This is a genomic window from Pantoea sp. C8B4 (assembly GCF_051336905.1).
GTDB classification, from domain to species: Bacteria; Pseudomonadota; Gammaproteobacteria; order Enterobacterales; family Enterobacteriaceae; genus Pantoea; species Pantoea rwandensis_B.
In genome coordinates, this window is sequence record NZ_JBGMNK010000009.1 from 152,858 (window position 1) to 179,376 (window position 26,519).

23 protein-coding genes are annotated in these 26,519 nt (G+C 54.0%); 8 read left to right on the plus strand and 15 right to left on the minus strand.

All coding sequences use genetic code 11. The features are described from left to right. Positions 1-995: 995 nt before the first annotated feature. The 8 genes from ACCW76_RS13310 to proB all read right to left on the minus strand — a co-directional run bounded on the left by ACCW76_RS13310 (position 996) and on the right by proB (position 8,371). Positions 996-2,741 carry an amylovoran biosynthesis protein AmsF gene (locus tag ACCW76_RS13310; RefSeq protein ID WP_436338773.1) on the minus strand — a complete coding sequence of 582 codons (1,746 nt, stop codon included), beginning with the start codon at positions 2,739-2,741 and terminating at the stop codon, positions 996-998. Positions 2,742-2,942: 201 nt separating this feature from the next. Next, positions 2,943-3,236 (minus strand): hypothetical protein, encoded by a 294-nt coding sequence (locus ACCW76_RS13315; protein ID WP_038648740.1) that lies wholly within the window; start codon positions 3,234-3,236, stop codon positions 2,943-2,945. After that, positions 3,233-3,577, minus strand: coding sequence for a hypothetical protein (locus tag ACCW76_RS13320; RefSeq protein ID WP_197079554.1), 345 nt, complete (start codon positions 3,575-3,577; stop codon positions 3,233-3,235). Before ACCW76_RS13320 ends, ACCW76_RS13315 begins: the two co-directional genes overlap by 4 nt. A 2-nt stretch (positions 3,578-3,579) precedes the next feature. Then, the gene (locus ACCW76_RS13325) at positions 3,580-4,047 is read right to left on the minus strand and encodes a glycoside hydrolase family protein (protein WP_034825324.1); all 468 of its coding nucleotides are present in this window, start codon (positions 4,045-4,047) and stop codon (positions 3,580-3,582) included. Positions 4,048-4,228: 181 nt separating this feature from the next. Next, positions 4,229-4,507, minus strand: a complete 279-nt coding sequence (locus tag ACCW76_RS13330) for a hypothetical protein (RefSeq protein ID WP_436338750.1) — start codon at positions 4,505-4,507, stop codon at positions 4,229-4,231. A gap of 412 nt (positions 4,508-4,919) precedes the next feature. Next, the gene (locus tag ACCW76_RS13335) at positions 4,920-5,651 is read right to left on the minus strand and encodes a S24 family peptidase (RefSeq protein WP_038648747.1); all 732 of its coding nucleotides are present in this window, start codon (positions 5,649-5,651) and stop codon (positions 4,920-4,922) included. Between the two features lie 352 nt (positions 5,652-6,003). Continuing rightward, positions 6,004-7,257: a glutamate-5-semialdehyde dehydrogenase gene (gene proA / locus ACCW76_RS13340; RefSeq protein ID WP_436338774.1), complete on the minus strand. Its 1,254-nt coding sequence runs from the start codon at positions 7,255-7,257 to the stop codon at positions 6,004-6,006. 10 nt (positions 7,258-7,267) lie between these two features. Continuing rightward, entirely contained in the window at positions 7,268-8,371 is a 1,104-nt protein-coding gene (proB, locus tag ACCW76_RS13345) for a glutamate 5-kinase (protein WP_038648752.1), read from the minus strand. Between the two features lie 246 nt (positions 8,372-8,617). Between proB and ompC the strand changes: the two genes are divergently transcribed. Then, the gene (ompC, locus tag ACCW76_RS13350) at positions 8,618-9,697 is read left to right on the plus strand and encodes a porin OmpC (RefSeq protein ID WP_436338751.1); all 1,080 of its coding nucleotides are present in this window, start codon (positions 8,618-8,620) and stop codon (positions 9,695-9,697) included. 112 nt (positions 9,698-9,809) lie between these two features. Here ompC and crl read toward each other — a convergent pair whose 3' ends face one another. The 3 genes from crl to gpt form a co-directional block, all read right to left on the minus strand. Beyond that, complete coding sequence (crl, locus tag ACCW76_RS13355) at positions 9,810-10,211, minus strand: sigma factor-binding protein Crl (RefSeq protein ID WP_038648758.1); 402 nt, start codon at positions 10,209-10,211, stop codon at positions 9,810-9,812. Between the two features lie 109 nt (positions 10,212-10,320). Then, the gene (frsA, locus tag ACCW76_RS13360) at positions 10,321-11,568 is read right to left on the minus strand and encodes an esterase FrsA (RefSeq protein ID WP_038648760.1); all 1,248 of its coding nucleotides are present in this window, start codon (positions 11,566-11,568) and stop codon (positions 10,321-10,323) included. 121 nt (positions 11,569-11,689) lie between these two features. Continuing rightward, positions 11,690-12,148 carry a xanthine phosphoribosyltransferase gene (gene gpt / locus ACCW76_RS13365; protein WP_007887137.1) on the minus strand — a complete coding sequence of 153 codons (459 nt, stop codon included), beginning with the start codon at positions 12,146-12,148 and terminating at the stop codon, positions 11,690-11,692. 254 nt (positions 12,149-12,402) lie between these two features. Here gpt and pepD point away from each other — a divergent pair, with 254 nt between their 5' ends. The 4 genes from pepD to ACCW76_RS13385 all read left to right on the plus strand — a co-directional run bounded on the left by pepD (position 12,403) and on the right by ACCW76_RS13385 (position 17,792). After that, entirely contained in the window at positions 12,403-13,863 is a 1,461-nt protein-coding gene (gene pepD, locus ACCW76_RS13370) for a beta-Ala-His dipeptidase (RefSeq protein ID WP_045813724.1), read from the plus strand. 330 nt (positions 13,864-14,193) lie between these two features. Then, on the plus strand, positions 14,194-15,699 hold the full coding sequence (locus tag ACCW76_RS13375; protein ID WP_436338752.1) for a sugar ABC transporter ATP-binding protein: 1,506 nt from the start codon (positions 14,194-14,196) through the stop codon (positions 15,697-15,699). Further along, positions 15,696-16,694, plus strand: a complete 999-nt coding sequence (locus tag ACCW76_RS13380; protein WP_436338753.1) for an ABC transporter permease — start codon at positions 15,696-15,698, stop codon at positions 16,692-16,694. Before ACCW76_RS13375 ends, ACCW76_RS13380 begins: the two co-directional genes overlap by 4 nt. 27 nt (positions 16,695-16,721) lie before the next feature. Then, positions 16,722-17,792, plus strand: coding sequence for a sugar ABC transporter substrate-binding protein (locus ACCW76_RS13385; protein WP_436338754.1), 1,071 nt, complete (start codon positions 16,722-16,724; stop codon positions 17,790-17,792). Positions 17,793-17,967: 175 nt separating this feature from the next. On the opposite strand, the gene dinB is transcribed toward ACCW76_RS13385, so the two are convergent. After that, a complete protein-coding gene (dinB, locus tag ACCW76_RS13390; RefSeq protein ID WP_436338755.1) occupies positions 17,968-19,023 on the minus strand; it encodes a DNA polymerase IV in 1,056 nt (351 codons plus the stop codon). 243 nt (positions 19,024-19,266) lie between these two features. Here dinB and dpaA point away from each other — a divergent pair, with 243 nt between their 5' ends. Beyond that, the gene (gene dpaA / locus ACCW76_RS13395) at positions 19,267-20,010 is read left to right on the plus strand and encodes a peptidoglycan meso-diaminopimelic acid protein amidase (protein WP_058961547.1); all 744 of its coding nucleotides are present in this window, start codon (positions 19,267-19,269) and stop codon (positions 20,008-20,010) included. Here dpaA and ACCW76_RS13400 read toward each other — a convergent pair. Together ACCW76_RS13400 and lpcA are read right to left on the minus strand one after the other, a co-directional pair. Next, positions 19,981-20,748, minus strand: a complete 768-nt coding sequence (locus ACCW76_RS13400) for a class II glutamine amidotransferase (protein ID WP_038648781.1) — start codon at positions 20,746-20,748, stop codon at positions 19,981-19,983. The genes dpaA and ACCW76_RS13400 overlap by 30 nt on opposite strands. A gap of 49 nt (positions 20,749-20,797) precedes the next feature. After that, positions 20,798-21,376, minus strand: coding sequence for a D-sedoheptulose 7-phosphate isomerase (gene lpcA, locus ACCW76_RS13405; protein WP_034825351.1), 579 nt, complete (start codon positions 21,374-21,376; stop codon positions 20,798-20,800). Positions 21,377-21,619: 243 nt separating this feature from the next. On the opposite strand from lpcA, the gene fadE reads away from it, so the two are divergent. After that, a complete protein-coding gene (gene fadE / locus ACCW76_RS13410) occupies positions 21,620-24,064 on the plus strand; it encodes an acyl-CoA dehydrogenase FadE (RefSeq protein ID WP_436338756.1) in 2,445 nt (814 codons plus the stop codon). 124 nt (positions 24,065-24,188) lie between these two features. On the opposite strand, the gene mtnK is transcribed toward fadE, so the two are convergent. Then, a complete protein-coding gene (gene mtnK, locus ACCW76_RS13415; protein WP_045833873.1) occupies positions 24,189-25,388 on the minus strand; it encodes an S-methyl-5-thioribose kinase in 1,200 nt (399 codons plus the stop codon). Positions 25,389-25,493: 105 nt separating this feature from the next. Here mtnK and mtnA point away from each other — a divergent pair, with 105 nt between their 5' ends. Next, complete coding sequence (gene mtnA / locus ACCW76_RS13420; RefSeq protein ID WP_436338757.1) at positions 25,494-26,513, plus strand: S-methyl-5-thioribose-1-phosphate isomerase; 1,020 nt, start codon at positions 25,494-25,496, stop codon at positions 26,511-26,513. Positions 26,514-26,519 lie beyond the last annotated feature (6 nt).

Consider the following 26,519-nt stretch of genomic DNA (forward strand, 5'->3'; position numbering starts at 1 on the left):
ATTTAACGAAAAGCGCAGGCTACCGCCCCTGGCTTACAGCTACCAGTGTACTGACTACCTGCTACGGGCTATTTTTGGCGCAAAGAAACCGCACTGCACTCAGACGAGTTCAGTTAAATATCATGCAGTTATATGAAATCTTATTTTGAAGACAAGATGACGCTTAGTGCAATCACCGTGACATCAATGAGAAACGCCAATTATCAACATGCCATTCAATATGATTAAAACGGGTGCAGCCTACTGAATTTTTTTGCACCACAAGAAATGCCGACCGGGATTGAAAAGGTGCATCTAAAGACGGCCCTCTCAACGAACGTGACGACATTAACGATTTTGCTGTATGCCCTGCCATTTTATTATCTCGATGCGTCTTTCGCCGTTCGATAATGGCAAGTGGCGTTAATTCAACATGACTCTCGCAGCCGTGTTGCAATGGGCTCAGGGCCCTAATTTTGCGATCTGATTCAAACTTTTAATCGCATTCTCACCAGACAAGGCGATGAGGTCAATGGCCTGGAGGCCAATACGGAATTTACTTAGCTGGAAATGAGATATCGTAGAAGGGAAAAGATTAGCGCGGATGAATCGGTTTTCAGAAAACTGATTAAGGCGGCAGTCAAATACTGTTAGGAATAATAAGATAGAAATGGACTTACAAGGCCATACTTCGCTAACACCTTGTTCTATAAGTTAACCTGCTAATTAACTGAGTAAATTAAACTGTAATGAATCTTGAGATAAGAACGGACCTGATAAATTGAGCCATCCATTACCTTGCTCCGTACTAAAAACCACACACCTGTCAAATTCACGTTTTTTGTGCGCATTAACGAAAATAAAAAGAGAGTTAACACCTTCCATATGAGCAAATCGCTATCCTGTGCGGCTGACAGGCTCGGGGTTTTTATTAAAAAGACAACGCAACTGAGATGCACAGCCTTTATTTTGGCCAAAAAAAAGGCGAGGCCGCAGCCTCGCCAGATAGATTGATCTCAGTCGTAGTAAGGCATTTTACGGTCAACTCCGTTGATATTGACCAATACAAAGCCCGTCGGCGTAGTCGCATTGGTTGGCGTTCCGGCAGCAGTAGCTACCGTCAGCACGCCCTTCTCATTAGCACCAATCCCCGCCAGCCCATTGTGCATGCCAAAGCGTGCGGCTGGCTTCAATGTGCCCATGGTGGTGGTATCGGTAACGACCGACAGATCAGACTGGAACAGCGAGCAGGAACCGCTATCGAATCGCGTCGGGCCGGTATTTTTCAGGTTCAGCATCGTGTCGCCACTGTTGGCTTTCAGCTTCACCCACACCACGGCATAAGTGGTGCCGACACGTCCGTAACGCATATCCAGGATGGCGGGCTGCCCCATATGAAAGGCATCTGCCCACACCGTATCCAGCCGTTGCAAATTGATCCAGGTTTTGCCGCTACTGGCCACGTTAACCGGGGTACCGGCGGTGCCGGTGGGCTGGGTGGCATCGGCTTTGCCAATAAACTCCATCACCCACTGCTGGTTCGCATTGGGGAAGAACAACTGCCCCAGGCGATACCAGTTGTCAGTTGAAGTGTTATTGGTGATCTTGTAGCCGCTATAATAGCCGGCACGTAGCGATCCGGTCAGGAAACTGCCGTAACTCTCGTCGCGGCGATAGCCATATTCAAAAGTGGAGAGCCATCTGCCGGCAACCAGATCATTCGACACTTTCGCGCCAGATTGCAGGTTGATTTGACGCATCAGCACGCGTGCATTATTGAGATTGAAAGGGTTACTGCAATCCTCAATATTGAGCGTATCAATGGTCCAGCCACCATCCGACAAGTCTCCTGGATTGCGCGTGTGCTCGATCCACACATTGCGCAAAATCCCCTGTGTACAGCGCGGCATATACAACGTGGCGTCACCATAACCCGTCTGGAAGTTACAGTTACAAATCTCAATCGCGGTTGAGTGATCCCATGCACCGTTGGGTGAATTTGACCAGCCCACATCGAAGACGCGCGCATAAGTGTAGAGGGTGTAAATCTGGTCAAATTTGGAGTCCAGCGTATCCAGCACTTTAATCACCGTGCCGCCGTTATTCTGTGCGCGGAAACAGTAGATGTTTACCGTGGTGCCTTCGATACAGGTATTTTCGAAGAACGGCTGGACGTTGCTGCACATATCGGCAGTGATGGTGCCTTTGTTGGTGGTGATATCGGCCGAGGCCTGACCATTCCAGGCAATGCCGCGAATCGAGGTGCGGCGCGCCTTCACCTTGAATACCGGGTTGGTACTCTTATCCGAGATAATCGTGGTACGCGGCAGTGAACCCAGCTCAACATCATCACCCTGCAAGCCAAAGAAGGCGTTATCGGTGCCGCTGATATCAATTGGACTGATCAAAAACTTCCCGCCGGGAAAACGAATCGGCAGGTCCTTAATATTACCGCTGTAATTCTGTGTCCAGGTTAGCATGCGATTAACCGCGTCCGTGTCATTGGCATAACCGTCTCCTTTGGCACCAAAGTGATAGACGTTCACGTCAGAAGGATCGTTAATCACGCGTTTCCAGTAGAAGCCATTACCGATAGCTAAGGTACCGCCATCGTCTGTCGCGGTGGTGGTGCCAATAAAACCGGTGAAGTCACCGCCTCCATGGAAGGTGGAGTCCGCGTTGTAGCGGCGCAAAAACGCCAGATCGCCATTTTTAGTCGGCGTGGTGGTGCGCAGTTCTGCGAATGAATTAACTTCGATCATCATAGCCTCCTCGGCCTTTTCAGGTTTGCAATGCAAGTGTGGGAACGGCGTTACTGCGCCAATTGGCCGCAGTGCTGATCCCAGAGATCGTTGTGGTTGTTGATGGCGCGCACGGTGCGTACATCCATGCGCTCGGCGTCATGGCCGTGGGTGTAAATCGGGGAAAAAAGCGTGCAAGCAGAGTCGATAACGACGGGAGATTTAGGGCTGGTTGTATTTCGAGTGCTGCAGCTTGTCGCGAGCAGCAGCGTCATCAAGGTTAAGATTGCTGGCTTCCACACGTTTAGCCTCCTCGCGCAACTGTTGTTGCTGCTGGTTAACCGCGACAGCCTGCACGGCCGCTTTGTTCGCGGATTCCACCTCTGATTTGGCTTGTTGCTGCACCTTGCCAATCTTTCTGCCACCGAAGTAGCTGGCAATCAGTGCCGCAACAATACCCGCCAGCGCAGCCAGCCAGTGCCAGCTGCCGCCAAGCAGTGAAGTGATAAGCGTCATGGTTTCTCCTCCAGCGTCTTGCGCTGTTCAATCAGGTTTTTCTGCCGGACAAACTGCGCCAGAACCCCCATCGCCACCATGAAGGCACCAATCAACCCGAGGTAGTTGTGGGGAAGAATGTCTTTGATGTCCTGAGGCAATGCATTCCAGGCATCCAGCGCGGATGAGGGGAAGGATTGCGCCCAGGCGCTGAGCATCGAACCCAATGAAGCCAGCCACACTGACCAGGTTTTGAACAATAATCGTGCGTGCTTGACGAACTCCAGCGTGGTAAAACGCTGGAGCAACAACAGCACAATCACTGCTGTCAGCACCGCGATGACAAACACCGTCCATCTCATGTTCATAACAGCCCCCGATAAATGTCGTAGCTGCCGCTCCGCATTACCTCTGCGTGACGCCGTGCGCGCCCGGGCGTTTGCCGTGCCCACAAGCTGTCGAGCATGGCATTGGCGGCGCCGTTAAAGTCCCCCTGCGTGATGGCGCTCAGCATGCCGCGAAACAGAGATAATCCATCGACGCCCAATTGATATGCCATGCTGATCAGCACATCACAGCGCGCCTCACTGCACTTGCTTAGCGCTTGCTGTACCAGAGCACGCTGGTTCATCTCCAGCACTTTGTTTTCCACAATGCACTGCTTCCACACATCCCCCACTCGTCGCGGGACCTGGAAGATGTAGTTGCTGAGTGAGGCTCCTTTTGGTCCGATGCGGATTCCGCCGGCCACGGTAGGAAACCCTTGCGTATCAAGGTAGGGCGCCTCGCGGTAGCCCTCTTCAAAATTCAAAATGGCAATAATCTGGCTCATAGCAATTCCTCTTTGACGGGCGCAACGATGTAAAAATGACTGCGCAAAGACTCCAAAACATAAATCTCACTGATCTATTCCCTGTTGATATGCCGCGCGTCATCCGCGCTACGCTCAAGCGAGGCTAAACAGTGAGCAATAACGAAACGTTCCGCTTAAAGCTGGGAAATACGACAAATATTTAGCGCACGGCGTACAAATGGACGTGGGGCAGACAACAGTTGTCGAAGCTGGCGCTTTCGGCCTGACATCGTGTGGGGGCCATTACCGCACAGTCGACTCGCGATTGCGTCTGGCGCTGGCAGATGCGTTCTGCGCTACGCAGGGTTGGGTTATCGGGCTCAAGGCCTAAAGCGCAGTCGATACTGCGCTTCAGGCGGCTAAGTGACTGGCGGCGTCGGTGACGACGGGTGCGCGCGTTACCGGTGAAGACTGACTTGCCATACTGGATAATCGCCATAACTCCTCCTGTGAATGAGTCTTTGGCGATGGGGTGGCAGGCGCGGCGTGTCGGCTGAAGCCGAAGCGTCCGTTATTCCACTGCAAGCACTCGACATCGACCCGCCCGGCTGCGTTCGCGGCCAGGGATAAGCAGAGGAGAGTGAAGTCAGAAGAGAGCTGACGACGCTGCATAATGCGCATCCACCCCATCCCAAAATTCACTGACTTTGGGTGGTGGGTATCGCGCTTGTGCAGCGCCTCAATTGTTTAAGAGCGGGCTCATCCGGGAGCAGTGATGTCGTCCTTCCATGGTCAAATTATTAACAGGTTCTAATGCATTGGCAAACACCGACAGTTAATTTTTTATTTACCATCAGTTAAATTTATGATTTCAGCCAGAATATTTTTTCCCCGTTCAACGCGTTTTGTGATCAACCTAAAATCTGGTAATCCCGGGCCTGGCTCATGATGACACGCGCCACCACCTGCAATGAGGCCGCCTCATCCAATGTCAGGTACCAGGTCTCATAGCGCTTGTTGTCAGAGATCACCGCGACCTTTCTGTGCTGCAGCTGCAGACGTTTGAGATAAAGTTGATCGTCCAGCGTGAACAGGTAAATCCCGTCGCCGTCAAAACGGTGCACGCTGATATCCACAAACAGCTGATCGCGTGGCGCAAAGGTGCCGGCCATGGAATCATTGTTCAGCGCGATGAGTCGGATGTTCTCTGCCGGACGACCGCTAAACAGCACGCGCGCCTCATCCAGCCCATACTCGATCGCCTGAATGGTTTCGACCAGATCATCACGCGCAGCAATGCCCTGAGCGCTACGCTGCCCAATATCCAGACTTTCAACGCGGAACAGATGTTGTGGGTCCATTAACGTCTGCTGGCCGATCGTGGCTGCGGGTTTTTCCATGCCAAACTGCAGCCATTCTACGCGCACGTCCAGTAACTGGCTGAGCGCCAGTAAATTGCTGTCATCTGGAATCGATTGCGCGTTGAACCATTTCCAGACCCCCGGTGTTGAGATCCTGCATCCCCTTTCCTGCAGTGCCTGTGCAACCTGTTTGTTCCGTCCATGTCCGACAATTCCCGCGCTGTCACACGCGGCAATCAGCCTGGCAGTAAAAGCTTGTCTGTTACTCTCTTTTTTAACCATCAGTTAATAATCTGCCATCAGTTAAAGACTGAATGTTATTTTCATTTTTGCTACCAGTTCATTTTATATTACCGTCAGTTTACTACCCAACAGCTTTTATCAATGAAGCTGGATGATCATTATCCCCTTCGGCGAGGTGGAAACCAGTAATGAATGCCCGACAGCTTGTTCTGACAGGGGTTTTCAGGATTGTTCTGTGACGCTGATACCAGCTGTTTAAGCCAAAAATGGGCGAAAAGGCGCGGCGGCGCCATAGATGACAGAAATAAATCAAAAAGCTCTGGGAATAATTGGATCGGAAGCAAAAAAAATGGGCACCCTTGCGGTGCCCATTGTGTTGCAGAAGTGAAAATTAGCCGCGCAGCGTATCGTCGCCCCAGCCAATCCACTTATAAGTGGTGAGTGCTTCCAGCCCCATTGGACCACGCGCATGCAGCTTCTGCGTACTGACCGCCACTTCCGCGCCCAGACCGAACTGCCCCCCATCGGTGAAGCGCGTGCTGGCATTCACATAGACGGCGGAGGAATCAACCTGATTCACAAAGCGATTGGCATTGCCAATGCTGCGCGTCAGGATGCCATCCGAGTGTTGGGTACCGTGCTCGCGAATATGGGCAACCGCATCGTCGAGATCCGCCACCAGCTTGACGTTGAGATCGTTGGATAACCACTCATCATCATACTGTTCGGCTTGCACTGCCACGACGCTGGCCGGACCGTTTTGCAGCAGCGGCAGGACATTTGCATCGCCGTGCAGCGGGATATTTTCCTGCGCCATCCGCTGTAAAAATGCAGGAATAAAGCGTTCAGCCTGATCGCGGTGAATCAGCAAGGTTTCCAATGAATTACAGGCACTCGGACGCTGTTTTTTCGCATTAACAATTACCTCCAGCGCGGGCTCAATATCCATGGTTTCATCGAGATAGAGATGACACACGCCAATACCGCCAGTGATCACCGGAATAGTCGAGTTTTCACGACACAGCTTGTGCAACCCTGCGCCGCCACGTGGAATCAACATATCGACATAGCGATCGAGTTTCAGCAGTTGGTTAACGAACTCGCGATCCGGGTTTTCAATCGCCTGCACAGCCCCTTTGGGCAGGCCATGCTCGCTCAGCGCGTTTTGGATCACGCGAACGGTGGCCGCGTTGGTGCGATAGGTCTCTTTACCGCCGCGCAGAATCGCCGCATTGCCGGTTTTCAGGCACAGCGAAGCCACATCCACGGTGACGTTAGGACGCGCTTCATAAATCACCCCAATCACGCCCAATGGCACGCGGCGACGTTCAATACGTAAACCGCTGTCCAGCACGCCGCCATCGATCAGCTGTCCGACCGGATCGGCCAAACGGCACACCTGACGCACATCGTCAGCGATACCTTTCAGACGCTGCGGATTGAGCGTCAGGCGATCCAGCAATGCCGCGCTCATGCCATTCTGTCGCGCATCGGCCAAATCCTGCTCGTTCGCCGCCAGAATGTCGGCGCTTTCCGCTTCCAGACGATCGGCAATCGTCAGTAGCACCTGATTTTTTTGTTCGGTGGAGAGTTCTGCCAGTTTGTACGAGGCTGCACGCGCCGCTTTACCCATTTCTTCTAACATCATCTGCTCCTTAACTGACGATCATGTCGTCACGATGCACCGCAACCGGGCCATATTCGTAACCGAGGATATCGCCAATTTCCTGACTGTGATGACCGGCAATCATGCGCATCGCATCGCTGTTGTAGCGCGTCACGCCATGGGCAATATCACGACCTTGCAGGTTGCGAATGCGGATCACTTCACCCCGAGAGAAGTTGCCCTGCACTTCACGTACGCCTTTCGGCAGCAGTGAACTGCCGCGCTCTAATACCGCAGCCAGTGCACCATCATCAATGGTGATTTCACCCGCAGGTGGGGCACCGAAGATCCAGCGCTTGCGGTTTTCCAGCGGTGATTGCTGTGCGTGGAAGCGGGTGCCGACCGGCTTGCCATACAGTACATCGCTGATCACATCCGGGCGGCTACCTGCCGCGATGATCACGTCGATACCGGCGCGGCAGGCCACATCAGCCGCCTGCAGTTTAGTCGCCATGCCGCCGGTGCCGAGGCCAGAAACACTGCCTCCGGCTAACGTGCGCAATGCGTCATCAATCTGGTGCACATCGCTGATCAACTCGGCTTCGGGATTGGTGCGCGGATCGGCGGTGAACAGGCCTTGTTGATCGGTCAGCAGCAGCAGTTTATCCGCACCGCCGAGCATCGCCGCCAGCGCAGACAGGTTATCGTTATCGCCCACTTTAATTTCAGCGGTAGCAACAGCATCGTTCTCGTTAATCACCGGCACGATATGGTTGTCGAGCAGCGCACGCAGCATGTCACGTGCGTAGAGGAAGCGTTCACGATCTTCCATATCCGCACGGGTCAGCAACATCTGCCCGATATGAATGCCGTAAATCGAGAACAGTTGCTCCCACAGCTGAATCAGACGGCTCTGCCCCACCGCAGCCAGCAGCTGCTTTGAGGCGATGGTAGGCGGCAGTTCGGGGTAACCCAGGTGTTCGCGTCCAGCGGCAATCGCGCCGGAAGTGACGATAACGATACGATGACCCGCCGCATGCAGTTGTGCACACTGACGAACCAACTCCACCATGTGCGCACGATTCAGCCGACGTGAACCGCCGGTGAGGACGCTGGTACCCAACTTGACCACAAGGGTCTGACTGCCACTCATGTTTTTCCTGCCATATAAGAAAAAAATTCTGCGAAGGGACGTTTTATCAGGAGTCAGCAAGGAAGCCAATAACAGCAAGGGGAAAAGCACAAAAAACCCCTGACAATGCGGTAGACCAAAAGTTCGCGATTAACAAGAAATCAGAAAAACTGTCATAAAACTTTCATCACCAGTCGGTAAAAAGTCCCCTGTTTTACAAACCCTTTCAAGGGTACAACAAATTTTACTCATTGGGATTGATAGCAAATGAAGAAGAGCACACTGGCATTAGTCGTATCAGCGCTGGCACTGGCTTCCACCGCCCAAGCCGCAGAAGTTTATAACAAAGACGGCAACAAACTGGATCTGTATGGTCGCGTTAAAGCGATGCACTACTTCAGTGACAACGACGGTTCAGACGGTGACAAAACTTACATCCGTCTGGGCTTCAAAGGTCAGACTCAGATCAACGACCTGATGACCGGCTACGGTCAGTGGGAATATCAATTCCAGGGTAACCGCACTGAAGGCAGCGATGCTAACAGTGGTAACAAAACCCGTCTGGGCTTTGCCGGTATCAAATTCGGTCAATATGGCTCAATCGACTATGGCCGTAACTACGGTGTTGTATACGACGTAATGGGCTGGACTGACGTTCTGCCAGAATTCGGCGGCGACAGCGATTACACCGATACTTATATGCTGGGCCGTACCTCTGGCGTGGCAACTTACCGCAATAATAACTTCTTTGGTCTGGTTGATGGCCTGCGCTTCGCGCTGCAATACCAGGGCAAAAACGATGCGACCAGCGCTAACAGCCGCTCAGATGCTTCTAAGCAGAATGGCGACGGTTACGGTGCATCACTGGGTTACACCATTGCTGATACCGGCATCAGCCTGATGGGTGCATTGTCTTCTGCGGATCGTACCAATACTCAGTCCTCTACGGGTCGTCTGGGCAGCGGTGACAAAGCAGAAGCATGGGCTGCAGGTATCAAATACGATGCTAACAGCATCTACCTGGCGACCACCTACTCTGAAAACCGCAACATGACCCCAATCACGGGTGGTGTGGCCAACAAAGCACAGAACTTCGAAGTGGTTGCACAGTACCAGTTCGACTTCGGTCTGCGTCCATCCCTGGGCTATGTACAGAGCAAGGGTAAAGACATCGAAGGTATCGGCGATGCTGATATCGTTAAATATGTTGACGTAGCAATGACTTACTACTTCAACAAAAACATGTCTGCCATGGTTGACTACAAAATCAACCAGCTGAACGACGACAACCCACTCGGCCTGAACACCGACGACGTGGTTGCTGTTGGTCTGACTTACCAGTTCTAAGTCGTCTGATTTACCCTCAATGTGTCTATAAAAAAAGAGCCGGCTCATCACCGGCTCTTTCTTCTTTATCTCTACCAGACTGGCTTAAAAGCCACGCTCTGGGAATGCAGGGTTAAGCGCTGAGCTTCACCGGCTCCTCTTTAAATCCCGATGCCGGTTTGAGATCCAGCTTGAGGTCATGCAGCACGGCTTTCAAACGCTCGTGGAAATTACGCAAGGTACTCTCCACTTTCTCGTTGTTCTCTTTGCCTTTGATCGTCGCCACACCCCAGTCACCGTCTTTATCAAACAAACCAAAGTGGTATTCATAGGTGAAATGGTCTTCGTGCGCTTCCAGCGTCATCCACCAGCCCCAAAACTCACGGAGTTCGGGTGCGGGTTTAACGTTGACACACGCCGCCAGGCAATCAAAGAAGAAACGCTGCTCTTCACATTTTCCTTCACGGATGTACGGCCCCAATTCGGTGAAGCGCTTCAGCAGGCGACTACGGGGATGACCACTCGGTAACGTCATGCTAATTCTCCCTCAAATAACCGTAAAATTGTTTCTCGTTACGCGAATCACGCGCGCAACGCAAAATATCCCGGATATAAGTAGTAGCAGAGCGTCGAATTTTTGCCAGTCATACACCCAATTGTTTTGCTAACCAGTCACAGATTTGATTTAACGCTTTCTCAAAACTGGAGAACACCGGCGTGGCGGGTATCGCCAATACTTTGCCCTGTGCGGAAGAGTTGGCAATCAATTGTGCCTCCTCTTCTGGGCTGAACAAATCGCCCGGCCAGTAAGCTGCCAGCATCGGCGTCGGCGTGCGACGCCCCAGCAGGCCCTGCACTTTCAATGAATAGCGATTAAGCTCAATGCGCAGGTTGCTGTCAGACGCGGAAGGCATTCCCAGACGACTGGCCAGCATATCCATGTACATGTCTGGCAGTTGTTGCTGGCGTTGCTCATCGACAAACACGTTATGCACCATCGCGCCCAGTGTCGCGACCGCACGCAGGCGCGGCACTTCCAGATAAGCCAGTCGCGTGGCGACATTGGCGCCAAAGCGATAGCCAAACAGCGCAACGCGCGTGTGATCAATCCACGGCACATTACTCAGCTCACGCAAAACCTGCTGGTGAAGCTGGCTGGTGTCCTGATTCAACGTCCATTTGCTGCTAAAGCCCACTGAAGGCATATCCAGCGTCAACATGGCGATACCACGCGGCGCCAGATAATCGTGGAACAGGCGATAATGATCGCTTTGCAGCGAATCCAGGCCACCGCACAGCAGCACGGTCGGGTATGGGGCTTTGGCCCCGGCAGGCATATGCAGGAAACCGGTGACCGGGCTGCCACCGCTGATTTGAAAAGTCAGCGCTTTCAGCTCACCGGGTAATCGCTGCGTCGCTTCTTCATACGCCCGATTCGCCAGTACCTGAGCCTGATCGGCCAAATCATCGCCTTTTATATACGGATAGGCAGCAATACTGTAGAGGTTCGATGCCCGCATCCATTGATGCCCGGCTTCTTCGTGATCTTCATTCTGCATCGCCCTCTGTTGCCACAAGGCGGCCTGCTTCGACCACTCATAGTTCCAGTTACCCCCGCGATAGCCAATCACCGTATCGAGTTGGGTGTCATCAGTATGCTCGTATTCACTGATGGCGATACGCGCCAGCACTTCGCTGATCTCCTGCGGAGACAGGCCGCGCCAGGTCCACAGCAGTTTGTTGAGCATGCGATACCAGCAAGGTTGGGTATCCCCTTCCAGGGTGTTGTGCACCTGTACCGGATGGTGATGCTGGCGATGCACCAGAGAGGAGGTTTCCGGGTGTTTAAAGCGGGGCTTAAAAAGCTCTTCGCTGAGGTTTTTATCCGACATCTTAGACGTTCTCCCGCGATAGTCGCATAGATGCCTAAGAGTGTACTGCACCCACATGTTGGGTGCGAGGCGTAGAATGCACAACGCCCGGCATAACCGGGCGTTGTTTGCGTTGCATCAATCAGCTTTTGACGATTGGCGGGATATAAACCACGCCCATGTCCCATGGCTGTTCGATCCAGGTGTTCTGCGGAATATCGACAATGTAGTCGTCCACCAGCGCACGGCCAGCTGGCTTAGCGAAGATGGTGCAGAAACGCGCTTTTGGATACATATCGCGGATCGCTTGTGCGGTACCACCGGTATCCACCAGGTCATCAATCACGATGAAACCTTCACCGTCGCCTTCCGCACGCTTCAGCACTTTCATTTCGCGCTGATGATCGTGGTCATAGCTTGAGATGCAGACGGTATCGACATAGCGAATACCCAATTCACGCGCCAGCAGCGATGCCGGAACCAGACCACCGCGGCTTACCGCAATGATACCTTTCCACTGTTCCACAGGAAGCAGGCGTTGGGCCAGTTTACGGGCATGGATCTGCAACATGTCCCAGGTGACGACGTATTTTTCGCTCATAAAAGAAATCCCGACCAACAATGTTGGTTTAAAAATAGGCAAGGGGGAAAAGGTTGCGCGAGATTATAAGGATCTGACGCGTTAAAAACCAGCATCTGTCGCATTGGATGCAGGATTTTAGCGCGCCTGAGTACGCACCCGGTGAAAAACAGTGATATTCTCAGCCACATCACGTCAGATGTGCTGACGGCGATCTTTCACTGGAACCCGGCGTGCGAGCGGTATGTCCGCCGCGCTGACACAGGAGATGCATTGTGTCTGAATTGTCGCAACTTTCCCCCCAACCGCTGTGGGATATTTTCGCTAAAATCTGCTCCATTCCGCACCCTTCTTACCATGAAGAAGCGCTGGCCGAACACGTGGTGAGCTGGGCCAAAGAGCAAGGCTTTTGGGTTGAGCGCGATCAGGTCGGCAATATCCTGATTCGTAAACCAGCCACTGCGGGCATGGAGAAACGTACCCCTGTCGCACTTCAGGCGCACCTCGATATGGTGCCGCAGAAGAACAACGATACGGTGCACGACTTCACTAAAGATCCGATTCAACCTTACGTTGATGGCGAGTGGGTTAAAGCACGTGGCACCACGTTGGGCGCTGACAACGGTATTGGCATGGCTTCTGCGCTGGCGGTGCTGGCTGATAACAGCCTGACACACGGCCCACTGGAAGTGCTGCTGACCATGACTGAAGAATCGGGCATGGATGGCGCATTTGGTCTCCAGCCAAACTGGCTGCAGGCCGATATCCTGATCAACACCGACTCCGAAGAAGAGGGTGAGATCTACATGGGTTGCGCAGGCGGTATTGATTTCATCACCACCCTGCCATTAAACCGTGAAGCCGTACCAGCGGGCTTTGAAACCCTGAAGCTCACGCTGAAAGGCCTCAAAGGCGGCCACTCCGGTGCCGATATTCATCATGGTCTGGGCAACGCCAACAAGCTGCTGGCGCGTTTCTTTGCGGTCTACGCACAGGAACTGGATGTGCGTCTGATTGAGTTCACTGGCGGCACGCTGCGTAATGCGATTCCACGTGAAGCTTTTGCCACGCTGGCGATCGACAGCCATAAAGTGGATGCACTGAAATCGGCTGCGGCTCATTTCCAGGCTACGCTGCTGAACGAGCTGGGCATTAAAGAGAAGAATATTGCGTTAACCACCGAGCCGCTGGCACATCAAGGCCAGGCGCTGACCACCGACAGCCGCGATCGCTTCATCAACCTGCTGAACAGCACCCCGAACGGCGTGATCCGCAACTCTGACGTGGCCAAAGGCGTGGTGGAAACCTCGCTGAACGTCGGCGTGGTGACCATGGATCAGGACAATGCCGAAATCATCTGCCTGATTCGTTCACTGATCGACACCGGCAAAGATTGGGTGGTTGAAACCCTGACTTCACTGGGTCAGTTGGCTGGCGCGAAAACTGCACCGAAAGGCGGTTATCCTGGCTGGCAGCCTGATGCCGATTCGCCAGTGATGGCGCTGACGCGTAAAACCTACGAAGCGCTGTTTGGCAAAACGCCAAACATTCAGGTGATTCACGCGGGTCTGGAGTGTGGTCTGTTCAAGAAGCCGTATCCGAACATGGATATGGTGTCGATTGGGCCAACCATTACCGGTCCACACTCACCAGATGAGCAGGTGCACATTGAGAGCGTCGGTCTGTACTGGAAACTGCTGACTGCGCTGCTAAACGTGGTGCCAGAGAAAGCGTAAGTCTTTGCGATGCTCAAGGAACCAGGCTAAGGCCTGGTTTTTTTATGCCTGCCATCCTGAAGTTAAGGATCCTCTTGCTAATAAAGTCGCAATATTTGCCGGATCCCCTTTTCAAACCGACTGCAAAGTGCAGCATATTTCACTATAAATCCTGCTTATCACCCCGGCATTCTATCACTCCACACTCCCTCACCAGTTTTAGACGCCGTTACGCCCAGATGTCTGGATGGCTAATAAGATTTCGTGCTAGCTTATGCGCTTTCATTTGTTGCCCAGCGTTATCGGTTCAGAAAAAATGCCACCCACTCTTTTAATGAAAGGCCTGACCCCATGAGTGCGATTAACCGCCTGGAGATGCGTAATATCTCCATCGCTTTTGGCGGTTTTGCCGCGCTGACCCAGGTCGACTTCCTTACCGAAGGCGGGTCGGTGCATGCGTTGACCGGGGCCAATGGCGCGGGAAAGTCTACATTGATGGCGGTGCTATCAGGCGCGCACCGTGATTACAGTGGCGAGATCCTGCTAGACGATGTGCCGGTCTCCATTCGTTCACCGCGCGATGCCAAAAAACTCGGTATTCATCTGGTGCAGCAGGAAGTGGATGTGGCGCTGGTGCCGCAGCTCAGCGTGGCGGAAAACATTCTGCTCGATCAGCTGGCAGAACCCGGCCATGTCTATAGCTGGCGTGAAATCCGTCGCCAGGCGCGTGCCCTGCTCAATCAGTTGGAAGTGAACATCGATGTTAATCGTCTGGTGGAACGCTGCTCGCTGGCTGAGAAGCAGCAAATCTTGCTGGCGCGCGCCCTCTCCCACCATTGCCGTTTTCTGATTCTGGATGAACCGACTGCGCCGTTGGATCAGCATGAAAGCGAGCGTCTGTTTACCGTGGTGCGTCGTTTACAAAATAACGGCATTGGCGTGGTGTTTATCTCCCATCGCATCCACGAACTCAAAGCGATTTGCGATCGCTTAACCGTGCTGCGTGATGGCCGCTTGATTGAGAGCTGCCCAATGGCGGCACTGAGCGGGGAGCAGATCGTTGAGAAGATGCTGGGGCACCAGTTGACCGATGTCTATCCACCACGACGCGAACGTAGCGAACAGCCGCTGCTGCTGTCGGTGAAGGGTTTGCACGATGACCAGTTGCTGGCAGATATTTCACTGCATCTGCGCAAAGGTGAAATTCTCGGCATCGCTGGCCTGGCGGGCGCGGGGAAAACCGAGCTGTGTAAGGCGCTGTTTGGCGCCAGCAAAAGCCGCGTCGAAAAAGGCGAACTGCACGGCAAACCGTGGCGGCCGCGTTCACCGCACGATTCGGTGGAAAACCGCATGGCGCTGGTGCCGGAAGAGCGTCGCAAGGAAGGTATTTTCATCGATGAACCGGTGAGCATGAACCTGAGCGTCAGCGCCGACAACAGTTTTTCCCGCTGGAGCTTGTTCGGCCATCGCCAGGCCTGGCGCTGGGCTGAAGAGGTGATTCAGCGTCTCAACGTGCGCACCACTGGCCCGGCGCAGATTCTGCGTCGTTTATCGGGCGGTAATCAGCAAAAAGTGGCAATTGGGAAATGGCTACGCAACAACGCCGACGTATTGATTTTTGATGAGCCGACCAAAGGCGTCGATATCAAAGCCAAGACCGACCTGTTCAGCCTGATTGATGGCCTGGCGCGGGAAGGCAAAGGCATTATTTACGCTTCGGGCGAGTTTTCCGAACTGGTCGGCTTATGTGATCGTATTTGTGTGCTCTGGGATGGGCGCATTGTGGCAGAGATGGAAGGTCGTGAGGCCACTGAAGAGATGCTATTGCTTTATTCCACCGGAGGAACCCCTGCGTGAGCAGCAAAGAACTATCCCTGAACCCGCAGCCTTCTCTGCGTCATAAATTATTCGATTTTCTCTATAAATGGGGCATGTTGCTGACCGTGGTGATCCTGATCGCCGGGTTTGGCCTGGCATCGGACAGCTTCCTCGAGCCCACCAACATCATCAACATCCTGCGTTCGATTGCTATCGTCACGGTGATTGCGATTGGCGTGTCGATTTCGCTGACCATCGGCGGCTTCGATTTGTCGGTGGGCTCAACGGCCTCACTGGCCAATGCGCTGGTGATTTCGCTGTTTGTCTGGCACGGCTTTGGCACCACCGAAGCGATCATCATTACGCTCCTGCTGTGCACCCTGGTGGGGCTGCTCAACAGCGTCCTGATCGTGATTCTGCGCATTCCCGACATGCTGGCTACGCTGGCAACCCTGTTTGTGATTCAGGGCGTGGCGATGACTTACAGCTTCGGCGGTTCGATTACCGAGAATATGGTGATGCCAAGCGGCGATATGGCGGAAGGCACCATCCCCGCAGCGTTCGGTCTGCTGGGTCAGGTGCCGACCATTGTCATCATCATGCTGGTGGTGACGATTGTGGCGCAATTGGCACTGTCGTTAACCAAACATGGCCGTCGCATGTACGCGCTGGGGGGCAATCCAGAAGCCGCACGACTTTCCGGTATTCGTACCACGCGCTATCGCGTTCTGGCCTATGTACTCGCATCCCTGCTGGCTGGGCTGGGCGGTATCTTGCTGGCATCACGTATTGGTTCTTCCCAGGTGAATGCCGGCAGCGGTTATTTGATGGATGCCGTTGCCGCGGCATGGATCGGCTTCTCGCTGGCCGGTTCCGGCAAACCTAACGCGCTCGGTACGCTGGTGGGCGCGGTGATTCTTGGTGTGTTGCAGAACGGGCTGGTGATGTTGTCCGTGCCTTATTACGCCATGGACATTATCAAAGGCCTGGTGCTGGCTCTGGCACTGGCAATTACCTACATTCAGCGCCGCTAAGGCGCGTTTACTGAGAAAGAGATTCTAATGAAAAAAATTACCCTTTCGCTGCTGGCATTAAGCCTGCTGAACGCCAGCGCTGCCTTTGCCGATACGGTTACCCCGGTCCCTGCTGCGATTGCGAATCACGAAGGTCCGGTTCGTATCGCCATCATCCGTAACCTGGGCTCAGACGATAACACCACACAGTTTATTGCCGGTGCCATTCAGCAAGGTCGTCAACTGGGCTTTAAAGTCAGTACTTTCCTGAGTAATGGCGATGATGCGCGTTTCCAGGACTTCGTTAATCAGGCGATCAGCCAGAAATACGATGGCATCATTCTCTCTCACGGCAAAGAACCCTACTCCACCGCGCTGGTGCAACACATTGTCGATGCAGGGATCAAACTGTCCGTCTTTGATACCCCGGTGAATACGCCGATCAATGGCGTGACCGTCACTGCGCAAGATGATGCCTCACTGGCGCAGGCGTCACTGGGTCAGCTGATCAGTGATTTCCATGGTAAAGCCAACATCATCAAACTGTGGGTCGCAGGCTTCCCGCCACAGGAACGTCGCCAGGTGGTGTATGAGAAACTACTGAAAGAGAATCCAGGCATTCATCAGCTGGAATCCATTGGCGCAGTTTCTACCGATGTACAGGGCGACACCGCCAACAAAGTGGGTGCGATCCTGGCAAAATATCCAAAAGGCAAAATAGATGCGATTTGGGCATCGTGGGACGCATTCAGTCAGGGTGCTTACAAAGCGCTGCAGGAGAATGGTCGTACTGAAATCAAAATCTACAGTATTGACGTATCCAACCAGGACTTGCAGTTGATGCATGAGAAGAACAGTCCATGGGTGCAGACGGTCGCGGTCGATCCAAAAACCATCGGTGCGGTCAATATGCGCTTAGTGGCCAATAAAATCGCGGGTGAAGCCACTCCGGCAAGCTACGAGTTTAAGGCGTCTTCCATTTCGCAGCAGTTGCTGAACAGCCAACAAGGGGCGATTAACGTGGCAACCCTGAACAAGATCATTCCAGGCTGGGGTGTGAACAACGATTTTGTTGCGCCGTGGTTTGCCACACTGGAAGCGAAGTACGCTAAGAAGTGATTTAGCGGCCGAATATGGCGGCGCTTAAGCCGCCATGCTGGTTAGCTAAGACCATACTCAAGGAGAGCTGCCATTTTAAATGGCAGCTTTTTTTATGGGTATCAGAAATGGCCTGTGCGGCGGTCGGGCTGACCTATCGCTGCTAACCAGCATCACGCTGATGAAATCGCCGTTTTTACCAACCCAACACCAACTGCCGCTCCAATTGCGGATCCACCAGCGTCACATGCAATCCCACTAACCGCACGCCGCGTCCGGCACGCCGTTCATCCCATGCCTGCCGCGCCACCGCGATCATGTCATCCTTGTTCAGCACCGGCCAAACATGCTCCTGCGTGGTCTGCTGGAAATCATTAAATTTGAGCTTCACGCCCTGACGCGCAATTTGCTTGTCGGGCCGGATATTTGTCAGGCGTCGCTCCAGCTCAGCATAGAGATAATCAATGATGGCCAGACACTGCTCCCAGCTGTGGATGTCTTCCATCAGCGTGCGTTCGACACCGAGCGATTTGCGTTCGCGCTCCACCACCACATCGCGCTCATCAATGCCGTTGCTGCGCTCCCAGAGCACGCGGCCGAATTTACCAAATCTCTTCAGCAGCAGGGCGAGATCGGCTCTCTGCACATCGGCGCAGGTGCGTAGTCCCATCTCTTCCAGTTTTTTGGTCGCCACTTTTCCTACGCCAGGAATTTTGCTCAACGGCAGCGTCAGTAAAAAGTCCGGCATCACTTGCGGTGTAATGACGTATTGCCCGTTGGGCTTATTCAAATCGGAGGCAATCTTGGCGAGGAATTTGATCGGCGCAATGCCCGCCGAGGCGGTTAAACCGGTTTCGCGCAGGATATCGGCACGTATCGCCTGCGCCATTAGCGTCGCTGAGCCCTGACAATGCTCGCTATCGGTGACATCAAGATACGCTTCATCCAGTGATAAGGGCTCAATCAATGGGGTGTAGCGTGCGAAAATATCGCGGATCTGGCGTGACGCCTCTTTGTAGGCTTCGAAGCGTCCAGGCAGTAATTTCAGATGCGGGCAGAGCTTGAGCGCCATTGCCGTCGGCATTGCGCTGCGCACGCCATATTTGCGCGCGGGATAGTTGGCGGTGCTGATAACGCCACGCTGCACCCGGCTGCCGCCAATGGCGATAGGAATATCCGTTAATGAAGGATCGTCGCGCATTTCAACGGCCGCGAAAAAGCAGTCCATATCGACATGAATGATTTTGCGCATACGCCCTCCGAACACTGGATAAGTATACAGCAGTAAAAAACTTCGGCAATATTTGTTGAGCGACGAATTAAAGTTTACAAAATTCTGGTCGTAATCCCTTTAGGATTGCACCATTTTCACGGAGACTGTCTTGATTAAACCTCAGACAATGTTAATGTTGCGCTGCGGTAGCGGATATTTCCGATAATGCAATACCAAGACGCTCAGCGTCATCGTCTCTCTTCACTTCAAGGTACACACAGAATGGGCAGAATCGCATTGTGGCTTGCGATGATTCTTATGCCAGTCCTTAGCTGGGCCATTTCGCCAGAGCCAACGCAACTGTCGGCACCGGTGAGCAAAGAGTTAAAGAAACAATTACTTGGCACCCCTGTTTTTATTCAGATCTTCAAGGAAGAGCGTACGCTGGAACTGTACGGCAAAATCGGTAATGAATATCGTCTGCTGGACAGCTATCGCATTTGTAATTTCTCTGGCGGTTTAGGGCCTAAGCGTCGTCAGGGCGATTTTAAAAGTCCGGAAGGGTTTTATAACGTTAAGCTGAACCAGTTAAAACCGGACAGCCGTTTCTACCGCGCGATTAATACCGGCTTCCCGAATCAATACGATCGTGATAAAGGCTATGACGGTAACTATTTGATGATTCACGGTGATTGCGTCTCAATTGGCTGCTACGCCATGACCAACGCATCAATGGATGAGATCTTTACCTACGTCAACGCTGCGCTGCGCAACGGTCAGCAGGATGTACAGATCAATATCTATCCGTTCCATATGACCGATAGCAACATGCAGCGTCATCGCTACTCAACGTACATCAACTTCTGGCGTGAACTGCAGCCGGGTTATGCGTACTTTGAGAAGTACCACATACCGCCAACGGTTAACGTGACGACGACGGGTCAATATGCGGTGAACAGCACGCCGGTGATTTCTACACCGGATGCTGCCTCGAAGTCATTCCTGGCGCTCACCCAGGCAAAATAATGCCCACTCGCCTGGCACTATCCGGTGCCAGGTTTCATTTCCTGTCAGCGGCTGTGTCGCAATCACTGTCACAACGTCCTTCGGCGTTGTTTGCTGCATAAAATCAATTTCTACATCCTGATCGAGCAACTTGGCTTTGCCAAAAGGCGCACGCCGAGTGATCCAATACAGATTGGTCGAGCAGAACGCCATCAGATAACGGCCGTCCGACAGCAGCATGTTAAACACGCCCTTCTCGCGCATGTCAGCCGCTAGCTCAGCAATGTAGCGAAATACCGCCGGCCAGTTGCCCGGAGTGCGCGGATAACGCTCAGACAGCTTATGCAGGATCCAGCAAAACGCTTTCTCACTGTCCGTTTCGCCAACGGGCCGGAAAGTCCCGGTCTCCAGCTGTTTGTAACCTTTCAACTGCCCGTTGTGCGCGTAGGTCCAGTTACGTCCCCAAAGCTCGCGGGTAAACGGATGGGTGTTTTCCAGCGACACTTCACCACGATTCGCCTGGCGGATATGAGCGACCACGGAATGTGATTTGATCGGGTATTCCTGCACCAGGCGGGCGATCGGTGAGTTAAAGCTGGGCTGAGGATCTTTAAATGTGCGGCACCCTTTTCCTTCATAGAAAGTGATGCCCCAGCCATCTTTATGTGGCCCGGTTCCGCCGCCACGCTGCACCAGACCGGTAAAACTGAAACAGATGTCCGTGGGGACATTGGCGCTCATCCCGAGCAATTCGCACATAGCAACCGCCTTAAGTCAGCACTCCCGCGTGAGCAGGAGTGACGCGTCATTACTTAACCATCTCTTTTTCGATCAGCAGCATCAGGATATGAATCACTTTAATGTGAATCTCCTGAATGCGGTCAGCGTAGCCAAAATGCGGTACGCGAATTTCGATATCCGCTGTGCCTGCCATTTTGCCGCCATCTTTACCGGTCAGGGTAATCACTTTCATCCCTTTGGCGCGTGCCGCTTCGACCGCTTTGATGATGTTCGCCGAGTTGCCTGAAGTGGACAGGCCCAGCAGCACATCACCTTCACGGCCTACGGCTTCGATATAGCGCGAGAATACATGGTCATAACCAAAATCGTTGCTGACGCAGGAAAGGTGGCTCACATCAGAGATGGCAATCGCCGGGTAGCCAGGACGATTTTCACGGTAGCGCCCCGTCAGCTCTTCAGCAAAGTGCATCGCATCACAGTGAGAACCACCGTTGCCACAGGAAAGCACTTTGCCCCCTGCTTTGAAGCTGTCTGCCAGCAAGACTGCCGCGCGCTGAATCGCGTGAATGTTCGCTTCGTCACTCAGGAACTTATTAAGCGTATCGGCTGCTTCATTAAGTTCTGAGCGAATAATGTCCTGATACATAGGGATGTCCTTTAGAGGAAAGATTTACCCTGCAAGTTTAACGGAATGGGACAAAGCCGCAAAGCGCCTGCATCGGGGAAAAATGCTCAGGCTTTGCCGTTCCTGCTCTGTTGGTGTCCAGAGAGTGCGATTTTGTGAGTTCCGTTGTAATTGCGATGTAAACAGATTGCTAAAAAGCAGCCACTGCTCTAAACCTTATCTTATAACAGGTCAGACCTCTTACAACTTACGGAGCGGTTCATTATGTTGCTTGCCTCGATTGTCGCGACGCTGATTGTCATTAGCGCCCTCTTCTACCATCAAGTTTCGCTGCGTCTCAGCAGCGCAGTCCTGTTGCTATGGACTGCCGGGCTGGCTGCTGCAGGCCTGTGGACGCCGTGGCTGCTGCTGCCACTGGCGATTATCCTGCTGCCCTTCAACCTGCCTGCCATGCGTCGCAGTATGTTCTCCAAACCTGCGCTGCACAGCTTCCAGAAAGTGATGCCGCCGATGTCGCGTACGGAAAAGGAAGCGATTGATGCCGGTACGACCTGGTGGGAAGGCGATCTGTTTCGTGGCAAGCCAGACTGGCAGAAACTGCACAACTATCCGCAGCCACGTCTGACGGAAGAGGAACAAGCCTTCCTCGAAGGGCCGGTCGAAGAAGCCTGTCGTATGGCGAATGATTTCCAGATCACTCACGAACTGGCCGATCTTCCGCCGGAACTGTGGGCGTATCTCAAGCAGCATCGCTTCTTCGCCATGATCATTAAGAAAGAGTATGGCGGCCTCGAATTCTCCGCCTATGCTCAGGCGCGCGTCTTGCAAAAACTGGCGGGTGTTTCCGGTATCCTGGCGATCACCGTGGGTGTACCTAATTCACTCGGCCCAGGCGAGCTGTTGCAGCATTACGGCACCGATGAGCAGAAAGATCACTATTTACCGCGTCTGGCACGCGGTGATGAAATTCCGTGTTTCGCGCTGACCAGCCCGGAAGCGGGTTCTGACGCGGGTGCCATTCCGGATACTGGCGTGGTGTGCATGGGCGAATGGCAAGGTCAGCAAGTGCTGGGCATGCGCCTGACATGGAACAAGCGTTACATTACGCTGGCACCGATTGCTACCGTGCTCGGCCTGGCCTTTAAACTCTCCGATCCCGATCATCTGCTGGGTGAGACTGAAGAGCTGGGCATTACCTGCGCCCTGATCCCGACGCAAACGCCGGGCGTAGAGATTGGCCATCGCCACTTCCCGCTTAACGTGCCGTTCCAGAACGGTCCAACACGCGGTAAAGATATTTTCGTGCCGATCGATTTCATCATCGGTGGCCCGTCGATGGCCGGTCAGGGCTGGCGTATGCTGGTTGAATGCCTGTCAGTCGGTCGCGGCATCACCTTGCCTTCCAACTCGACCGGTAGCCTGAAGAGCATTGCGCTGGCAACCGGTGCTTATGCGCATATCCGTCGTCAGTTCAAAGTCTCTATCGGTAAAATGGAAGGGATCGAAGAACCACTGGCACGCATTGCCGGTAACGCCTACGTGATGGATGCGGCGGCTACGCTTATCACCAGCGGCATTATGCTGGGTGAAAAACCGGCGGTGCTGTCCGCTATCGTGAAGTATCACTGCACCCACCGCGGCCAGCGCGCCATTATCGATGCGATGGATATCGCCGGCGGTAAAGGCATTATGCTGGGCGACAACAACTTCCTGGCGCGAGCTTACCAGGGCGCACCGATTGCGATTACCGTTGAAGGCGCCAATATCCTGACACGCAGCATGATCATCTTTGGCCAGGGCGCGATTCGCTGCCATCCATGGGTGCTGGAAGAGATGAACGCGGCGGCTAAAAACGATCTGGTGGCCTTTGACCGTGCCCTATTCAGCCATATTGGCCATGTCGGTAGCAACAAAGTGCGCAGTCTGTGGCTCGGTTTAACCGGCGGCCGCACCAGCGCGTCGCCAACCCGCGACGTGACGCGCCGCTACTATCAGCAGCTCAACCGCCTGAGCGCCAACCTGGCACTGCTGTCAGATGTGTCGATGGCGGTGTTAGGCGGCAGCCTGAAACGTCGTGAACGTATTTCAGCACGTCTGGGGGATGTGCTGAGCCAGATGTACCTCGCCTCTGCTACCCTGAAACGCTTTGACGATGAAGGCCGCAATGAAGCCGATCTGCCACTGGTGCACTGGGGCGTGCAGGATGCGCTGCATCAGGCTGAGGTGGCGATGGATGACCTGCTGCGTAACTTCCCTAATCGTCTGGTGGCAGGCGCGCTGCGCATGGTGATTTTCGCCGGTGGCAAACACTGCCCGGCACCGTCTGACAAACTGGATCATAAACTGGCGAAGCTGTTGCAACTGCCATCAGCCACCCGTACTCGTCTGGGCCGTGGCATGTACCTGACGCCAAGCGAACACAATCCAGCAGGCCAACTGGAGCAGGCACTGCAGGATGTGATGGCCGCAGAAGTGATTCATGAACGTCTTTGCCAGCAGCAGAAAAAACATCTGTCGTTTACCCGTCTGGATGCGCTGGCACAGCGTGCGTTGAAAGAGGGCTGGATCGATGAGAACGAAGCCAAAGTACTGACGCGCGCTGAAGCCAGCCGTCTCAAAGCCATCAACGTCGATGAGTTTGTGCCGGAGGCACTGGCCTCACCGAAGCCGCAGGATAAAGGCGCCACGCGCGCCAGTGAAGCCGCGTAACACGAAAAAGCCTCCTGACGGAGGCTTTTTTGATGGGGCCAGGCATAACTTATCCCGCATACACATAGCGGTTTCGCGGCCAAAGCGCGCAGTAAATGGCACGGTTATAAGATTGAAGCCTGACTTACCCCGCCTGACGAATGCGCGCAATCAGCGCGTCGACATCCGCAATATGATCTGCAGCGAGAATCAACGTACGGCCCAGCGTGATGCAACTGCGAATGCATTCTGTCCGCATGGTCTCATCGGCGATCTGTTTGAAGTCGGCCACGTGAGACATGCCCACAGTGCGACGAATCAGTTCCGTGCCGCAATAACCAATGGTGTCGCTCCATACTTTGCGCAGGAAGGCTTCCGCATATCCCGGATACGCCAGCGCCACATCAGAGGTTTTGGCGTGTGCCAGTTCAAGGAAGCGGCTGGAGAACTGCGTCCAGACTTCATGCGCATCGCTCAGACGACGTTCACGCCCTTCTGCCGCTTCACGCGGGGCCAGCAAGCCAGGCAGGCAGCAGTAGTTAATCAGCAGATTACCAATCGCGCTGCCGACATCAAAGCCAATCGGACCGAAATAGCCAAACTCCGCATCGATCACCTTCAGGCTACCATCGGCCACGAAAATTGAGCCGCTGTGCACATCGCCGTGCAGCAGCGCTTCGGCATCCGCAAAGAAGCGGTGCTTCAGCCCGGCCACCGCGATTTTCAGCGCATCGTCAGTGCGCAGGCTGACCACCAACGGCTCCAGTGCCGCCGGGTATTTATTACGCTCGTGATCGATAAAGGGATCGTTGAAGAACAGGTCTTCGGTGATTTCGCACATTTCCGGGTTGATGAAACGCGCGACTTCGGCCTTTTTCTTGTGCGGATGCAGGAAAAAATCAGAAGTATGGAACAGCGTCTGCGCCAGATATTCGCCCAGCTGACGCCCCGCTTCAGGGTAGTAAGCCCCTTTCACCAGCTCGCCGCGCCAGATGCGATGGCTGGAGAGATCTTCCATCACCATCACCGCCAGTTCGGCATCGTAATGGGTGACGTTAACCGTGTGCTCTGGGCAATGTTTATAGTGCTCAACCAGCGTCTGCGCTTCGAGGCGCGCGCGATCCAGCGTTAACGGCCAGGACTCACCCACGCAACGCACATAGGGCAGTGCCTGTTTCACCACCACGCGGCTCTGTCCTTGGTTATCGAAAATCTTGAACACCAGGTTGAGATTGCCATCGCCGATCTCTTCTGCGCTGACCAGCGCTGACGGATCGTCCACACCGCCAAATTTTTTAGCATATTCCACCGCATCAGCAGCGGTGAAGGTACGGTATTGCGACATTGCCTGTTCCTCGACATTCGATAGTAATAAGCCGTTTGGACGTCTATACATCCGTCACGCATGTTGGCACAATAGCCGCTATTAACGCAACAGGGATTTCACACCATGCAAACACTTCGTACCACCAGTCTTGAGGTCCGCGATAATCAACTGTGGATCCTCGACCAGCAAGCGCTGCCACAACAACAAAACTGGCTGCCTGCGCACACTGTGACGCAGTTGGTTGATCACATCCATGCGCTGCGCGTGCGCGGCGCCCCGCTGATTGGCCTTTCAGCCAGCTTGCTGCTGGCGCTGCTGGGCGAGCAAGGTGTCACCCGCGCGGCATTGGCGGAAGCGCTGGAGGTGTTGCGTGCATCGCGCCCAACTGCCGTCAACCTGATGAACAATCTGGATCGGATGAAGATTGCGCTGGCGGAGAGCGATCACATCAACGCCCTGAGCGCCGAAGCGCTGCGGCTGGTGGCAGAAGATAAGCAGCTGTGTGACAACATTGCCCGCGCCGGTAGCGCTCTGGTCAAGCCGGGCAGCCAGCTTCTGACGCACTGTAATACCGGCGGTCTCGCCACCGCAGGCGTGGGTACAGCACTGGGCGTGATTGCGCATGCCCATCAGCAAGGATTAGTGAAAAACGTCTGGGTGGATGAGACGCGACCACTGCTGCAGGGCGGTCGTTTAACCGCGTGGGAACTGGGCGAGCTGCACATTCCCTACCAGTTGATCACCGATTCGATGGCTGCAAGTTTAATGGCGCGCGGCGTGGTCGATGCGATTTGGGTCGGCGCAGACCGCATTGCCGCTAACGGCGACGTGGCGAACAAAATCGGCACCTACAGCCTGGCGGTACTGGCGCACTATCACGGCATTCCGTTCTATGTGGCGGCGCCGCACACCACGCTGGATCGTCAATGCCCGAACGGCGATGCCATCCCGATTGAGCAGCGTGCAGCCAGTGAAGTCACCGGCGTATCCGGCAGTTTTGGTAGTGTGCAGTGGGCACCGGATAACGCGGTGGTCTTCAATCCGGCATTTGATGTCACCCCAGCTGCACTGATCAGTGGTTGGGTGTTGGATACCGGCGTCGTGACGCCAGAGCAGGTTAAGGAAGGAATTTTTCAGCCTTAAGGGTGC